This is a genomic window from Bradyrhizobium commune (genome assembly GCF_015624505.1).
Taxonomy (GTDB): domain Bacteria; phylum Pseudomonadota; class Alphaproteobacteria; order Rhizobiales; family Xanthobacteraceae; genus Bradyrhizobium; species Bradyrhizobium commune.
In genome coordinates this window covers 794,797-809,319 of sequence record NZ_CP061379.1, presented here as the reverse complement: position 1 = coordinate 809,319, position 14,523 = coordinate 794,797, and the positions used below count along the sequence as shown (strand labels likewise).

Annotated in this window: 14 protein-coding genes; 11 read left to right on the top strand and 3 right to left on the bottom strand. The window is 66.0% G+C overall.

The genetic code is table 11. The features are described from left to right. Positions 1-217 precede the first annotated feature (217 nt). The gene (locus IC761_RS03820; RefSeq protein WP_195801972.1) at positions 218-1,369 is read left to right on the top strand and encodes an acyl-CoA dehydrogenase family protein; all 1,152 of its coding nucleotides are present in this window, start codon (positions 218-220) and stop codon (positions 1,367-1,369) included. A 186-nt stretch (positions 1,370-1,555) separates the two neighbouring features. Here IC761_RS03820 and IC761_RS03815 read toward each other — a convergent pair whose 3' ends face one another. Together IC761_RS03815 and IC761_RS03810 are read right to left on the bottom strand one after the other, a co-directional pair. Next, positions 1,556-3,640, bottom strand: a complete 2,085-nt coding sequence (locus IC761_RS03815; RefSeq protein ID WP_438265082.1) for a putative bifunctional diguanylate cyclase/phosphodiesterase — start codon at positions 3,638-3,640, stop codon at positions 1,556-1,558. 477 nt (positions 3,641-4,117) lie between these two features. Then, a complete protein-coding gene (locus IC761_RS03810) occupies positions 4,118-4,549 on the bottom strand; it encodes a L,D-transpeptidase (protein WP_195801970.1) in 432 nt (143 codons plus the stop codon). A 136-nt stretch (positions 4,550-4,685) separates the two neighbouring features. On the opposite strand from IC761_RS03810, the gene mepA reads away from it, so the two are divergent. The 5 genes from mepA (at position 4,686) to modC (ending at position 8,644) form a co-directional block, all read left to right on the top strand. Further along, positions 4,686-5,630, top strand: a complete 945-nt coding sequence (gene mepA / locus IC761_RS03805; protein ID WP_195801969.1) for a penicillin-insensitive murein endopeptidase — start codon at positions 4,686-4,688, stop codon at positions 5,628-5,630. Positions 5,631-5,786: 156 nt separating this feature from the next. Then, a complete protein-coding gene (locus IC761_RS03800) occupies positions 5,787-6,293 on the top strand; it encodes a hypothetical protein (RefSeq protein ID WP_195801968.1) in 507 nt (168 codons plus the stop codon). Positions 6,294-6,484: 191 nt separating this feature from the next. Beyond that, the gene (modA, locus tag IC761_RS03795) at positions 6,485-7,270 is read left to right on the top strand and encodes a molybdate ABC transporter substrate-binding protein (protein ID WP_195801967.1); all 786 of its coding nucleotides are present in this window, start codon (positions 6,485-6,487) and stop codon (positions 7,268-7,270) included. 13 nt (positions 7,271-7,283) lie between these two features. After that, entirely contained in the window at positions 7,284-7,979 is a 696-nt protein-coding gene (gene modB / locus IC761_RS03790; RefSeq protein ID WP_195801966.1) for a molybdate ABC transporter permease subunit, read from the top strand. A gap of 2 nt (positions 7,980-7,981) precedes the next feature. Then, complete coding sequence (gene modC / locus IC761_RS03785) at positions 7,982-8,644, top strand: molybdenum ABC transporter ATP-binding protein (protein WP_195801965.1); 663 nt, start codon at positions 7,982-7,984, stop codon at positions 8,642-8,644. A 184-nt stretch (positions 8,645-8,828) separates the two neighbouring features. Here modC and IC761_RS03780 read toward each other — a convergent pair whose 3' ends face one another. Beyond that, positions 8,829-9,566, bottom strand: a complete 738-nt coding sequence (locus tag IC761_RS03780; protein WP_195801964.1) for a GntR family transcriptional regulator — start codon at positions 9,564-9,566, stop codon at positions 8,829-8,831. 196 nt (positions 9,567-9,762) lie between these two features. On the opposite strand from IC761_RS03780, the gene IC761_RS03775 reads away from it, so the two are divergent. Genes IC761_RS03775 through IC761_RS03755 form a run of 5 tightly spaced genes read left to right on the top strand, consistent with a single transcriptional unit; the run spans position 9,763 to position 14,442 of the window. Further along, entirely contained in the window at positions 9,763-10,797 is a 1,035-nt protein-coding gene (locus IC761_RS03775; protein WP_195801963.1) for an extracellular solute-binding protein, read from the top strand. Continuing rightward, positions 10,794-11,873, top strand: a complete 1,080-nt coding sequence (locus tag IC761_RS03770) for an ABC transporter ATP-binding protein (RefSeq protein WP_195801962.1) — start codon at positions 10,794-10,796, stop codon at positions 11,871-11,873. Before IC761_RS03775 ends, IC761_RS03770 begins: the two co-directional genes overlap by 4 nt. After that, positions 11,870-12,733 carry an ABC transporter permease gene (locus IC761_RS03765; protein ID WP_195801961.1) on the top strand — a complete coding sequence of 288 codons (864 nt, stop codon included), beginning with the start codon at positions 11,870-11,872 and terminating at the stop codon, positions 12,731-12,733. The genes IC761_RS03770 and IC761_RS03765 overlap by 4 nt, the downstream gene beginning before the upstream one ends. After that, on the top strand, positions 12,733-13,530 hold the full coding sequence (locus IC761_RS03760) for an ABC transporter permease (RefSeq protein ID WP_195801960.1): 798 nt from the start codon (positions 12,733-12,735) through the stop codon (positions 13,528-13,530). The genes IC761_RS03765 and IC761_RS03760 overlap by 1 nt, the downstream gene beginning before the upstream one ends. 3 nt (positions 13,531-13,533) lie before the next feature. After that, on the top strand, positions 13,534-14,442 hold the full coding sequence (locus tag IC761_RS03755) for a polysaccharide deacetylase family protein (RefSeq protein ID WP_195801959.1): 909 nt from the start codon (positions 13,534-13,536) through the stop codon (positions 14,440-14,442). Positions 14,443-14,523 lie beyond the last annotated feature (81 nt).

Sequence of the window (14,523 nt, the reverse complement as noted above, 5' to 3'; positions counted from 1 at the left end):
ACACACGATCATCATGGAACGGTTGCTGGATCGCCGTCCGGTCCGTAGCCTGGATGGAGCGAAGCGCAATCCGGGTTCGTCGCAGCGAGCTCCGAAGGCCCCGGATTTCGCTGCGCGCGGTCCGGCCTACGGGATCGCGACCTTGATCCTCCCGGCCAAATAGACCACCATCGCGCCCCGTACCGCTCACACCAAGAATGGGCGAGGAAACGCTGACATGAACGCAACTCCCGGATTTGGCCTGGTCGAGCGGGCGCGGGCCATCGCGCCGCTGATTGCGGGCGAGGCTGACGAGATCGAGCGGACGCGGCGGCTGACGCCTGGCGTCGTCACCGCGCTGATCGAGAACGGACTCTATCGCGCACTCTTGCCGCAAAGCCTTGGTGGTGCGGAAGCGCCGCCCGAGATCTTCATGCAGATGCTGGAGGAGATCGCGAAGGCGGATGCGTCAGCCGCCTGGTGCCTCGGCCAATGCTCGGTCTGCGCGATGATCGCAGCTGCGCTCGACCATGACACCGCGCACGAGATCTTCAACACCGCCCCCGGCATCCTCGCCTGGGGCGCGGTGGCGCATGAGGCGCGCGCGGTCGAGGGCGGCTATCGCGTCACCGCGCGCTGGGATTTTGCGTCGGGCTCGCGGCAGGCGAGCTGGCTCGGGGCGCATGTCCGCATCGTCAATGCCGACGGCAAGCCGCGCAAAAATGCCGACGGCGCACCGGAGATGCGCACCATCCTGTTTCCGCTTGCGAGCGCCGTGCTGCACGACGTCTGGCAGGCGATCGGGCTCGCAGGAACCGGCACAGATTCCTACGAGGTCGCCGACCTCTTCATCCCCGAGCGCTTCGCCACGTTCCGCGACGTGCCCGAGGCGTTGCGCGAGCCGGGACCGCTCTACCGGCTTCCGACCGGCTCGACCTTCAGTCTCGGCTTTGCCGCGGTGTCGCTCGGCGTCGCGCGCGCCACGCTCGAGGCTGCGATTGCGCTGGCGCGCGCCAAGCATCAGTCGCTTGCTGCCAGCGCGATGCGCGACAATCAGTCGGTCCAGGGCCTGATCGGCCGCACCGAGGGGGATCTGCGCGCTGCGCGCGCCTATCTGTACGCGACGGCGAATGCGATGTGGCGGGATCTCTCGGCAACAGGCACGTTCAGCGCGACGCATCGCGCAGCGGTTCGCCTCGCCGCGACCTGGACCATCCAGCAATCGGCCAAAGTGGTCGGCACCGCCTATCACATGGCGGGCGCCACCGCCGTGTTCCGCAGCAACCCGTTCGAACGCCGTTTTCGCGACATGCACGCCATCACCCAGCAGATCCAGGCCCGCGATACGCATTACGAGGATGTCGGCAAGGCGATATTGTCGGGGAGCTGACGCAGAGTGACAGCCGCAACGACGGTGCGCTCCCTCCCCCGCTTGCGGGGGAGGGTTGGGGAGCGGGTGTCTCTGCAATCGAACCCCCCGAGAGGAGAGAGCCCTCACCCGCGCCTTCGGCGAACCTCTCCCGCAAGCGGGAGAGGTTCGCCGAGAGAGCAGCGCGTCCCTTGCGTCAGGATCCGATCACGCCACCAGCGCGGCGTCCTCGTCGCCGTCGATGCCGCGCTGCGCGGCCAGCAGGCTGATAATCTCGGCGTTCGGGCGGGCCTTGCTGAACAGAAAACCCTGGCCCTCGTCGCAGCCTTCGGCACGGAGGCAGCTGAGCTCGGCCTCGGTCTCGACGCCCTCGGCGGTGATGATGACGCCGAGGCCTTTGCCGAGGCTGACGATGGAACGGATGATCGCCTGCGATTCGCGGTTGGCGCCGAGATCGCGCACGAAGGACTGGTCGATCTTGATCTTGTCGAACGGGAAGCTGCGCAGATAGCTAAGGCTGGAATAGCCGGTGCCGAAATCGTCCATCGAGATGCGGACGCCGAGTGTGCGCAGCGCATGCAGGGTCGCGAGCACCTGGGCGCTCTTCTCGAGCAGCAGCGTCTCGGTGATCTCGAGCTCGAGCCGCCGCGGCGGCAGGCCGGAATGCTTCAGCGCGTCCGTCACCATCGAGAGCAGATGGCCGCTGCGGAACTGGAGCGGCGACAGATTGACGGCGACGCGGACGTCGTCCGGCCAGGTCGCGGCATCGAGGCAGGCCCGGCGCAGCATCAGCCCGCCAAGCGGATTGATCAGCCCGGTGTCTTCGGCGACCGGAATGAACTCGGCCGGCGAGACCATGCCGCGCTCCGGATGCGGCCAGCGCACCAGCGCCTCGAACCCGGTGATGCGGCCGCTCGAAAGATCGATCAGCGGCTGATAATAGGGGCGCAGCACGTCGTTCTGGATCGCATCGCGCAGCTCGACCTCGATCTTGCGGCGGGTCTGGGCCTTCGCGTGGAGCGCGGCCTCGAAGAAGGCGAAGGTGCCGCGCGCATCTAGCTTGGCGCGCGACAGCGCCATGTCGGCGCTCTTGAGCAGCTTCTCGGAATCGTCACCGTCGCCCGGCGCCATCGCGATGCCGATGGAGGCCCCGATCACCACGGAATGGCCGTCGAGCAGATAGGGATCGGTAATGGCCTCCAGCAGGCGCTTGGCCAGCATCACCGCGTCCTCGGGGCGGGCGAGCCCGCCCTGCACGATCGCGAACTCGTCGGAGTTGAGACGCGCGAGGGCGTCTTCCTCGCGCAAGGTCGAACGCAGCCGCTTGGCGACGCCGCGCAACAGCTTGTCGCCGATCGCGTGCCCCAGCGTGTCGTTGACCGCCTTGAAATTGTCGAGCCCGAGCATCAGCACCGCGACCTTGTCGGTGCTGCGGCGGGTGTGCTGGAGCATCTCGTCCATGGTCTGGCGCAACAGATTGCGGTTCGGCAAGCCCGTGAGCCCGTCATGCTGGGCCATGAAGGCGAGCCGCGCCTCGGCGCGCTTGCGCTCGGTGATGTCCATCAGCGCGAGCAGCACCGCGGGCCGCTCGGCATAGGTCAATTCGCGCGAATAGATCGCAAGATCGATCAGCGCGCCGTCGGCCTTGACGTGCTTCCAGGTGCGCGCGGCCTGCTCCTCGCCGGTCGGGTCGGTGGTCCAGGGCGGCTCGCTGTCGAAGGCCTGCAGGGAGCGGATCTTCAGCTTCTCGAATTCGGCGCGGCTATAGCCGTAATGCGCAATCGCTGCGTCATTGACGCCGAGGATGCGCTCGTCGTCCAGCGCGCAGACGATCATGGGGACGGGATTACCGTCGAACAGCAGGCGGAACGAGGCCTCGCGCTGCTTCAATTCGGTGATGTCGACGCGCAGGCCGACCACGCCGCCGTCATCGGTGCGGCGTTCCTCGATCAGGATGACGCGCCCGTCCGACAACGTCTGCTCATGGCGCTTGCCGGGCTCGTAGAGTTTCTTCAGCCGCTCGGCCAGCCATTCTTCCTCGTGGCCCAGGGCCTCCGGATAATCGCCGCGGGCGACGCCGACGCGCAACGTGTCTTCCAGACGTGCGCCTTCCTGGAACAGATCGGCGGTCTTGCTGTAGATTTCTGCGTATTGCTTGTTCCAGAGGACGTAGCGGCCTTCGGGATCGAGGATCACGATGCCCTGCGGCAGCATGTCGACGGCCTGGCGCAGCCGTTCATGCGATTTGCGCGCTTCAGCGACTGCCGCTTCGGCGTCCGCGCTGCCCTGCATGTGCTCGTGTTCGGCTGGCAAATGCGGCGCGCGTGCGAATCGCGGCTTGCGCGGCCGTTGGCCGGCCTTGGCGAGCACGTCGCGCTTTCGCTTTTTTTGTTTTCGAGACCCCAAACTCAACTTTACATGTCCCAGTCGCGCCCTGCGGCCGCAAGTCTTGAGGCAAGTGTCTGAAAAAAAAGTAATCTTCGGCGACGCGACCACTCGGCCTTAACGTCGCAGAGATCGCGCGATGCGGATTTTGTTGCCTGTTTGCAAGGCGGCGCAGCGTTAACTGGCGCGCCAAGCCCGTTCTTGAGTCGCATTGGAAGCGCAGGTTGGCGCAAAATTGCGCTCTTGTTTGAATCATTTCCGAAATCCCGCGCAATTGCATGCGCGCCACGGGAAATGCTCACTCCGCGCACGAATTTTGGCCACTGCAGGACAGGGTTATCGCGCCGTTAAAGGCCGCCGGCCGACATGCGACTTTGGGAGAATTTAGTTGGAGATATGGATCGTCGTGTTGCGCGCGCCCTCGTGCTGGATCAGCGCGAACAGGGTCGCCGCGTTCGCGGGATGCAGCCTGACGCAGCCATGCGAGGCCGGCCCGCCGAGGCGGGAAATGTCGGTCGTGCCGTGGATGGCAAAGCCGTAGTGGAAGAAGATCGCGTGCGGCATCGGCGCATTGTAATATTTGCGCGAGAAATAGCTCCGCATCATCGCCTGCGGATGGAAGGTGCCGCTCGGCGTGCCGTAGCCGCTGCGGCCGGTCGACACCGGCCAGGAGTAGCGCGGCGCGCCATCGACCCGTACCGACATGCGTTGTGATGATTTGTCGATGTCGACCCTGATATCGGCCCGCGCCGGCGCGACGCAAAACCCCGCCAGCACAGTTGCGACCAGCGCACGCGTTGTGCAAAACCCTGACATGACCAAAGCCCCGCAGCCTTTTGTCCGACGCATGATGTCGCGCCGAAGCTATCGCTGTAAAGACGCCGTGAGATGACGGCCGATTGAAAGCCTAATTCTTAACCCTGACGCGGCGTTGGGTTATAAGGACGTCAGCATGAGTCCCCGCCGCATCGCCCCTCTCCTGCTCGTCATGATGGTCCTGGCCGCCGGCTCCGCGCTGGCCCAGGACAAGGGCAGCGTCAACCCAAAGCCGCTGCCGCCGCTCGCCAACCCGAACGATCCCAAGATCGGCGCCAAGGAGCTGTTTGCGCGCAAGCTTTTGCCCTCGACGGGGCCGGCGCATGTGATCGGCTCCTATGTGAAAGGCTGCATCGGTGGTGCCGAGCAGATGCCGCTCAACGGCGACAATTGGCAGGTGATGCGGCTGTCACGTAATCGCAATTTCGGCCACCCCGACATGATCGCGCTGATCAAGCGCCTGGCCGCCAAGGCGCACAAGGACGCGGGCTGGCCCGGCATCCTGGTCGGCGACATCGGCCAGCCGCGCGGCGGGCCGGCGCTATCCGGCCATGCCAGCCATCAGATCGGGCTCGATGCCGACATCTGGCTGACGCCGATGCCGGATCGTCGCCTGTCGCGCGAGGAGCGCGAGGAGATGTCGGCGGTGATGATGGTGCGCGACGACCGGCTCGACATCGATCCGAAGGTGTTCACACCGAGCCATGTGCTGGTGCTGCGCGACGCCGCGCAGGAGCCGGCGGTGCAACGCATCTTCGTCAATCCCGCGATCAAGAAGGCGCTGTGCCGCGAGGCCAAGGGCGATCGCTCCTGGCTGTCGAAGATCAGGCCGTGGTGGGGCCACGACTATCATTTCCACATCCGCATGCGCTGCCCCGCGGGCGCCAGCGAATGCCAGGGCCAGCCGTCGCAATCCGAGGACGAAGGCTGCAAGCCGTCCGATTTCGCCTTCTGGTTCAAGGATTCGGTGCTGCACCCGAAACCGCCGCCGGTGCCGCCGAAGCCAAGACCGCCAATGACGCTGGCGCAGATGCCCGCCGCCTGCAAAGCGGTGCTGAATGCGGGCGATGCGAAGCCGTAACAAGTTCGTCAGCCGGCTGGTCCCTCTCCCCTCGAATGCGCTAAGATCGCCCTGCCGCAGCGCCGTAAGCCCGCGGCATCCCGGGATGCGCATCCCGTCGTTCAACAGCCTGACCGCAAGCCCGCGTCGTTCGCGTGGCCAACGATGAGATTTGACATGCGCGTCCTCGCTCTCCTCGCCGTGCTCTCGGTGACCGCAACCTCCGCCCTTGCTGCCGAGGAGCCCAGCGGCTGCGACAAATTCAAATGGCCGATCGAGCGCGAGCGCGCGGCGCTGACCGCGCCGGATCGCGCCAAGCTGGCGTCAGGCTCCGAGCAGGCCGCCCTGCCCGCGTCAGGCATCACGCTCGGGCTGGTCGCGCCTCAGGAGGCAAAACTGCCGACGCCACCGGAGCGTGCGCCGAAGGACGGGACCTTTGCCGGCTTCACCAGCATCAAGGCCGCACCCAAGGCCGGGCTCTACACGATCAGCCTGTCCTCGGGCGCCTGGGTCGACGTGGTCCAGGACGGGCATTTCCTCAAGCCCGTGGCCTTCAGCGGCGCCACCGATTGCGACGGCATCCGCAAGACCATGAAATACGAGCTCGCGGACAAGCCCTTCGTGCTCCAGATCAGCGGCGCCAAGGACAATTCGCTCTCGATCGCAATCCTGCCGGCGCAGTAACCGCGCTGGTTAGACAAACGGTCGCCTTTGACCTGAGGGCTCCACCTGCTATCTTCGCGGCTGCGATATCCGAGCCGGCCGTAAGCCGTTGCCGGGACACGTGGAACAGCGCTTCCGCCCGTCGCGATCTAACCCACCCAACGCCAGTTGCGCGTGCGATTTCGCGCGCGAGCTCGCACGGAGCGCATTCCATGTTTCGTATTGCCGGACTTTTCACCGCTTTCGTGATCCTCGCAGGCGTGAGTCTCTCGCCGGCCGCGGCCGACGACAAGACCATCACCGTGTTTGCGGCCGCCTCGATGAAGAACGCGCTCGACGAGGTCGACGCCGCCTACACCGCCAAGACCGGCGTCAAGTTCAGCGTCAGCTATGCCGCGAGCTCGGTGCTGGCCAAGCAGATCGAGCAGGGCGCGCCGGCCGACGTGTTCGTCTCCGCCGACACCGACTGGATGGACTACGCCATCTCCAAGAAGACCATCAACGAGCCGACCCGCGTCAACCTGCTCGGCAACAGCATCGTGCTGATCGCGCCGAAGGACTCCAAGATCGACAACGTCACCATCGCGCAAGGCTTTGATCTCGCCAAGCTCGTCGGCGACGGCAAGATCGCGACCGGCGACGTCAAGTCGGTGCCGGTCGGCAAATACGCCAAGGCGGCGCTGGAGAAGCTCGGCGCCTGGACCGCCGCGGAGCCGAAGTTCGCCATGGCCGAGAGCGTGCGCGCGGCGCTGACGCTGGTCGCCCGTGGCGAGGCCAATCTCGGCATCGTCTATTCCACCGACGCCAAGGTCGAGCCCGGCGTGAAGATTGTCGGCACCTTCCCCGAAAATTCGCATCCCGCCATCATCTATCCGGTTGCGGCGACCACGACCGCGAAGGGCGAGACCAACGACTATCTCGCTTTCCTGCGTACGTCGGCCGCCAAGACCATTCTGGAAAAATACGGCTTCAAGTTCCTGATATCCCCGACGACGTGATATCAGCGACTTGATGCTCGACATCTCTCCCGCGGAATGGACGGCGATCCTGCTCTCGCTCAGGGTCGCCGTCATCGCAACGCTGGTGGCGACGCCGTTCGGCATTGCTCTCGCGTGGCTGCTGGCCCGGCGCGATTTCTGGGGCAAGTCGGTGCTCGATGCGCTGGTGCATCTGCCACTGGTGCTGCCGCCGGTCGTCACCGGCTATCTGCTGCTTCTCACTTTCGGCCGCCGCGGGCTGGTCGGCGCGTTCCTCGCCGATCATCTCGGCATCGTCTTCGCGTTCCGCTGGACTGGCGCTGCACTCGCCTGCGGCGTGATGTCGTTTCCGCTGCTGGTGCGCCCGATGCGGCTGTCGATCGAGGCGATCGACCGGCGGCTCGAGCAGGCTGCGGAGACACTTGGAGCGGCTCCCTGGGAAGTCTTCTTCACGGTGACGCTGCCGCTGTCGCTGCCCGGCGTGCTCGCCGGCATGGTGCTCGGCTTTGCCAAGGCGATCGGTGAATTCGGTGCCACCATCACCTTCGTCTCCAACATTCCCGGCGAGACCCAGACGATCTCGTCCGCGATCTATTCGCTGATCCAGACGCCGGACGGCGACACAGCCGCAAGCCGGCTCGTCATCATCTCGATCGTGCTCGCGCTCGGTGCGTTGATCGCCGCCGAATGGTTCGCCCGCCGCGCGACCGCGCGGCTGCACGGGAATTGACCATGCTGCGGGTCGATGTCGAAAAACAGCTCGGTGAATTCTCGCTTGAAGCATCGTTTTCGAGCGAAGGCCGCGTCACCGGCCTGTTCGGGGCATCCGGCGCCGGCAAGAGCTCGCTGATCAACATGATCGCGGGCCTGCTGCGTCCCGACCGCGGCACCATCGTCATCGACGGCGAGACCGTGGACGACACCGCCGCCGGCATTCATGTGCCGACCTGGCGCCGCCGCATCGGCTACGTCTTCCAGGACGCGCGGCTGTTCCCGCATCTCAACGTCGCGCAAAATCTCGACTACGGACGGCGGATGAACCGCCTCGCACCCGACCCCGCGCAGCACAACCGCGTCGTCGATCTCCTCGACATCGGCGCGCTTCTGGACCGCCGTCCCGGAAAGCTCTCCGGCGGCGAACGCCAGCGCGTCGCGCTCGGCCGCGCGCTGCTGTCAAAACCGCGTTTGCTGCTGCTCGACGAGCCGCTCGGCGCGCTCGACGAGGGCCGCAAGCTCGAGATTCTGCCCTATCTGGTGCGGCTGCGCGACGAGGCCAATGTCCCCATGGTCTATGTCAGCCACGACGTCGCCGAGCTGCGCCAGCTCGCGACGCAGATCGTGATGCTGAGGCAGGGACGGGTGACGTCGTTCGGCGGGGTGAAGGTGCTGACGTAGCGGGGGCGGCGCAACATTCACAACTGTCGTCCCGGCGAAGGCCGGGACCCATACCGCGTGATCTGTCGGTAAAACTCGGGTCGCAGTACCGAACGAAGAGTAACTGCGAATCTTCGCCAAACCACTCCCTGTGGTTATGGGTCCCGGCCTTCGCCGGGACGACGTTGGGGAGGGATCGCGCGCCTCAGCGCTTCCTTCGCTTCGGCTTCACTGCCGCAAACACCGTCGTCAGATCCTCGGCTGCCGGCATCACATCATCCAGATGCAGCCGGCTCTCCACATGCAGAAAATGCTCGCGCGACACTGCGATCGCGCGTGCCACGTCGCGGGCGCTGAGCGCCTCAACGATGGCACCATGCTCGTCGACGGCGCAGATCGAATCGGTGGCAGGCTCGTAGACCGAGACCATCACCGAGGAGCGGCTGAGCAGATCGGACAAAAAGCGCGACAGATCGGGATTGCCGAGCGCCTCGACCAAATGGACGTGGAAGGCGCCGGACAGGCGCACGGACGCTGCGCGGTCGCCGCGCGTGGCGGCGGCGCGCTCCTCGGTGAGATGGGCGTTGAGCCGATCGATCAAGGCATCGTCGACCAGACGCACGAGCTGCGTCAGCACGCCGGCCTCGAGCACGCGGTGCGCTTCGTAGACGCTGCGGACGTCGTCGAGTGTCGGGCGCGGCACGCGGGCGCCGCGGTTGGGGATCATCTCCAGCCGCCGCTCCGCGCCCAGCCGATGCAACACCTTCCGGATGCGCTCGCGCGACACGCCAAAGATGTCGGCGAGCGGCGGCTCGGCGAGCTTGACCCCCGCCTTGAGCTTGCCCTCCAGCAGCGCATGCAGGATGGCCTGATAGACCGCCTCGTCCTCCGCCGGATTGGCCTTGCCGCTTCTCTTGCCGTTTCGCCGCTTCTGCGTCGCCATGGCGATAGCTAGGCCCAAAGGATGCGCAGCGTCACCTCCAAAAAATGTGCACATTTGCTGCGCCACCGTGCAGGCGGCGATCTAACAGACGCAGTAATACATTGAAATGACTTGCCTTTAAAAAAATGTGCACATTTGGCATGGCGCTTGCTGCGTTGTCATAGCAAGCTTTACGCACAACAAACGGGACATGCCCATGCACACCCCCTCCCGACGCAGCGTTCTCACATCCGGCGCGGCCCTGGCCGCGGTCCTCGCCGCCCCGGCGCGCCTCCGCGCCGCTCCCAAGGAAATCGTCATCGGCGGCCCCGCGGGCGCCGCGAAATATTTCAACGCCGATCTGTTTCCGGTGCTGGAGAAGAAGCTCGACTGCAAGGTGCTCTATGAGGGCACCAACTCGCTGACCAATCTCCAGAAGATGCAGGCCGACAAGGCCGCGCCGAAAATCTCGGTCGTCATCATGGACGATCCGGTGATGCTGCCGGCGTCCGCCGAAGGCCTGATCACCAAGATGTCGGCCTCGTCCATCGCCAATCTCGGCAAGCTCGTGGACGGCTCGGTGCACCAGGACGGCATGTGGGCGAACTATCAGCGGCCCTGGGCCGGCATCGCCTATTCGACCAAGCGCATGAAGACGGCGCCCGGCAAATGGGCCGACCTGTGGGACGCGAAATACGCCTCCAAGGTGATCGTGCCGTCGCTCTCGAACACCGAGGGGTTCTGGACGCTGCTTGCGGCCGCCCATCTCGAAACCGGCAAGCCCTACAAGGAGGCGCAATACGAGATCGACGCCGCCTTCAAGAAGGTGAAGGAGCTGAAGCCCAATCTCCTGAACGTCTATACCAACGCGCCGCAGGCCATCAATCTGATGGAGCAGGGCGAGGCCTGGATGATCGGCGGGCAATTCTCCGCCTATACGCTGATCCGCAAGGCCGAGGGATCACCGGTCGATCTCGCCGTGCCGCAGGACGGCGGTTTTGCCATGCCCTCCGGCATCGCAAAGGTGACGGGCGCGCCGGCCGGCGATCTCGCGGACGCCGCGATCGACTTCTTCCTGAGCCCGGAAGCGCAGACCATCCTCGCCGACAAGGCGTTCGTCGCACCGACCAACAAGGGCACGCCGACGCCGGCGGGCTTCCCGGATCCCGCTTCGCTGTTCGCGCCGGACTGGGCGTTCGTCGCCAAGAACCGCGCCTCGTGGGTCGACCGCTGGAGCAAGGAGATGACATGAGCGAGAGCAGCCCGCATCTCGTCGTCCGCGGCGTCTCCAAGCGGTACGGCCCGACCACGGTCCTCGATCATATCGATCTCACCATCCGTCGCGGCGAGCTGGTGACGCTGCTCGGCCCGTCCGGCTGCGGCAAGACCACGTTGCTGCGCGCCATCGCGGGGCTGGCACAGCCGGATGCCGGCAAGGTCGAGCTCGCCGGGCGCGACATCACCCAGGTGCCGCCGCACAAGCGCAATGTCGGCGTGGTGTTCCAGAGCTACGCGCTGTTTCCGCATCTGACTGTCGCGGGCAACGTCGCATTCGGGCTGAAGGTGCGCGGCGCAGCCAAGCGCGAGATCGATGTTGCGGTCGAGCGCGCGCTGTCGCTGGTCAAGCTCGGCCATCTCGCCGGACGGCGCATCTCGGCACTGTCGGGCGGCCAGCAGCAGCGCGTGGCGCTGGCGCGCGCGATCGCGGTCGAGCCCGACGTGCTGCTGTTCGACGAGGCGCTCTCCGCGCTCGATCGCAAGCTGCGCGAGGAGATGCAGGTCGAGCTGCGCCGCCTGCTCCAGGACGTCAAGGCGACCGCGATCTTCGTGACGCACGACCAGGACGAGGCGCTGACCATGTCCGACCGCGTCGCGGTCATGAACAAGGGACGCATCGAGCAGCTCGCCGAACCGCGCGAGCTTTACTTGCGGCCCGCGAGCCTGTTCGCACTCAACTTCGTCGGGCTCTCGACGCGGATTGCCGGCACCGTGCTGGCGGCCAATGACGGCAGGGTCGATGTCGAGACCAAGCTTGGCCGCCTCTCCGCGCTCGGCAGTTTCAAGGCGGGCTCCCCCGTCATCATCGCGGCCCGCCCCGAGCAGCTTCGTCTTGGCGAACGGGGCGAAGCGAATTCCGCAGCCGGGCGCGTGCGCTCCGTGGTGTTCCAGGGCTCGCGCACGCTGGTCGAGGTCGATGCCGGCGCCGGCGAAAGCCTGCTCGCCGAACTCTCCGGGCGCGACGGTACGATCCCGCGCGTGCATGACGAGATCCGCCTGAGCTGGCCTGTGACCGAGACCTTTGCGTTTCCGATGGAGGCGCAGGCATGACCGATGCAGCGCTTCCCGCACCCGTCGCGGCGCCTGCGGTCGACCGCGAGCGGCTGACCGCGATCGGATTCGTGCTGCCGTCCTTCGTGATCATCGCCGGCGTGTTCGCGCTGCCGCTGGTGCTGCTGCTTGGCGTCAGCATCGTTGACGCCAATGGCCTGACCTTCGCGCATTACAGGCGCCTGCTCGGCACGCCCTATTATCTCTGGGTGATCTGGAATTCGTTGCGGCTTGGGCTGATGACGACCATCATCGCCTTCCTGATCAGCTATCCCGCCGCCTTCGCCCTGGCGCGCGCCCGCGGGCCCTTACGCTCCGTGCTGCTGGCGACCCTGTTCCTGCCGCTGGCGGCCAGCGTCATCGTGAAAGCCTTCGCCTGGACCATCCTGTTGCGCAGCGACGGTATCGTCAACGAGACGCTGATGGCACTCGGCATCATCGAGGATCCGATCCGGATGATCTTTACCGAGACCGCGCTGATCGTCGGCGCCGTCAACATTTTCCTGCCGTTCATGATCCTGCCGATCTACGCGATCGTCGCCCAGCTCGATCCGCGTTATGCGGAAGCTGCCGCCATGCTCGGCGCCTCGCCGGTGGTGACGTTCTTTCGCGTGATCCTGCCGCTGACGCTGCCGGGCATCATCGCGGGCGTGGCGCTGGTGTTCTCGTTGTCAGTCTCCGCCTATGTGGTGCCGACGCTCTTGATCGGGGAAAAATACCCGACGCTCGCGACCACGATCGCAAAGGCCTATCTGCTGGCCCGCGAGCCCGGCTTCGGCGCCGCCGCCGGGGTCGTGCTGCTGGCGATTGCGATTGCTGTCGTGACGCTCAGCGCGCGGCTGTCGCGGGAGCCAAAGTGATGAGCAGGACCGCAATCGCATTCTGCTGGGTGATGGCCATCGCGCTGGCGTTGTTCCTGATCATACCGCTGCTGGTGATTGCAGCCGCGAGCTTCTCGCCGACGCCGGTGTTCGACTTGCCGCTGACCGGCGCCTCGACGCGCTGGTATGGCCGGATCGGCCGGCTCGACGGCTTCTGGCCGTCGCTGCTGCTGTCGCTTCAGATCGCGCTGCTCTCGACTGCGATCTCGCTGGTCTGCGGCACGCTCGCGGCCATCGCGATCGCGCGCGGCAAGCTGCCAGGCGCGGGCGTCTTTGCCACCGCGCTGGTCTCACCGCTGATGATGCCGGGCCTGGTGCTCGGCATCGCGCTGCTCCAGGGCTTTCGCGCGATCGGCTTCACCGCGCCCTGGGCAACGCTGCTGGTCGCACATCTCGTGATCACGCTGCCTTATGTCGCGCGCACCATGATCGCGGGGCTGGCGCGGTTCGACTTCACCCTGATCGAGGCGGCGCGCACGCTCGGCTGCACCTATCCGGGCAGCGTGCTGCGGGTGATGGTGCCGGCGCTGGCGCCATCGTTCCTGATCGCCGGGATCTTCTCGTTCCTCGCCTCATTCGACAATTATCCGGTCTCGATCTTCCTCGCCGATGTCCGCACCAAGACGCTGCCGATCCGCATGCTGCAATATATCGAGGAGGCGCCCGATCCGACGCTCGCGGCGCTCTCTACCCTCATCCTCGCCGGCACGGTGATCCTGCTGTTCGTCAGCGACCGCGTCGTCGGCCTGCACCGCATGGCCGGAACCTCGGACTGATCCATGAGCAACGAACTCAAATCTTCGCAGCGCGACTTCGCCGGCTATCGCGGCAAGCCGCCGGATCCACGCTGGCCGAACGGCGCGCTGGTCGCGGTGTCGCTGGTGGTGAACTTCGAGGAGGGCTCGGAGTTCTCCGTCAGCGATGGCGATGCCAACAACGAGGCGATCTACGAGGTCGTGCACCGGCTCGACGGCCCGGATTCCTGCATCGACAGCCATTTCGAATACGGCACGCGCGCGGCGTGGTGGCGCATCATGGATTTGTTCGACGCGCACGGCGTCAAGGTGACGGTGAGCTCCTGCGGCCGCGCGGTCGAGCGCTCGCCGGCGCTGGCACGCGATGCCATCGCGCGGGGCCACGAGGTGTCAGCACATGGCTGGCGCTGGCAGAGCCACGCCGACATGGACGAGGCGAGCGAGCGGGCCGTCATCGCCAAGACAGTGGCGACGATCGAGCGCGTCACGGGACAGCGGCCCGTCGGCTGGCACACCCGCTCGGCCACCTCGCCGAACACGCGGCGCCTGCTGGTCGAGGACGGCGGCTTCCTCTACGACAGCGACGCCTATAATGACGATTTGCCTTACTACCGGGAGGTCGCCGGCAAGCAGCATCTGGTGCTGCCTTACGCTTTCGACACCAACGACATGCAGTACTACAATGCCGGCCGTTTCAGCGGGCAGGATTTCGCCGACTACGTCATCGACGCCTTCGAATGGCTGATTCGCGAGGGCGAAACATCGCCGAAGATGATGTCGATCGGCCTGCACCTGCGCATGATCGGCCGCCCCGGCCGGATCGGCGCGCTGGAGCGGATTTTGGCGCATATCGCGGGGAGCAATGTGGCCTGGATCGCCCCGCGGGCTGCGATTGCGCGGCATTGGATGAAGGTGGTGCCGGCGGGGAAGTGATGCACTCTCCGCAGTCGTCCCGGCGAAGGCCGGGACCCATACCGCGTGATCGATCGGTGAAACGCAGGCGTCAGTACCACG

What these genes read in the sequence shown, in the direction of transcription:
- IC761_RS03820 (WP_195801972.1), top strand. Translation starts at nt 218, where the DNA reads ATGAACGCAACTCCCGGATTTGGCCTGGTCGAGCGGGCGCGGGCCATC.
- IC761_RS03815 (WP_438265082.1), bottom strand. Translation starts at nt 3,640, where the DNA reads ATGCAGGGCAGCGCGGACGCCGAAGCGGCAGTCGCTGAAGCGCGCAAA.
- IC761_RS03810 (WP_195801970.1), bottom strand. Translation starts at nt 4,549, where the DNA reads ATGTCAGGGTTTTGCACAACGCGTGCGCTGGTCGCAACTGTGCTGGCG.
- mepA (WP_195801969.1), top strand. Translation starts at nt 4,686, where the DNA reads ATGAGTCCCCGCCGCATCGCCCCTCTCCTGCTCGTCATGATGGTCCTG.
- IC761_RS03800 (WP_195801968.1), top strand. Translation starts at nt 5,787, where the DNA reads ATGCGCGTCCTCGCTCTCCTCGCCGTGCTCTCGGTGACCGCAACCTCC.
- modA (WP_195801967.1), top strand. Translation starts at nt 6,485, where the DNA reads ATGTTTCGTATTGCCGGACTTTTCACCGCTTTCGTGATCCTCGCAGGC.
- modB (WP_195801966.1), top strand. Translation starts at nt 7,284, where the DNA reads ATGCTCGACATCTCTCCCGCGGAATGGACGGCGATCCTGCTCTCGCTC.
- modC (WP_195801965.1), top strand. Translation starts at nt 7,982, where the DNA reads ATGCTGCGGGTCGATGTCGAAAAACAGCTCGGTGAATTCTCGCTTGAA.
- IC761_RS03780 (WP_195801964.1), bottom strand. Translation starts at nt 9,566, where the DNA reads ATGGCGACGCAGAAGCGGCGAAACGGCAAGAGAAGCGGCAAGGCCAAT.
- IC761_RS03775 (WP_195801963.1), top strand. Translation starts at nt 9,763, where the DNA reads ATGCACACCCCCTCCCGACGCAGCGTTCTCACATCCGGCGCGGCCCTG.
- IC761_RS03770 (WP_195801962.1), top strand. Translation starts at nt 10,794, where the DNA reads ATGAGCGAGAGCAGCCCGCATCTCGTCGTCCGCGGCGTCTCCAAGCGG.
- IC761_RS03765 (WP_195801961.1), top strand. Translation starts at nt 11,870, where the DNA reads ATGACCGATGCAGCGCTTCCCGCACCCGTCGCGGCGCCTGCGGTCGAC.
- IC761_RS03760 (WP_195801960.1), top strand. Translation starts at nt 12,733, where the DNA reads ATGAGCAGGACCGCAATCGCATTCTGCTGGGTGATGGCCATCGCGCTG.
- IC761_RS03755 (WP_195801959.1), top strand. Translation starts at nt 13,534, where the DNA reads ATGAGCAACGAACTCAAATCTTCGCAGCGCGACTTCGCCGGCTATCGC.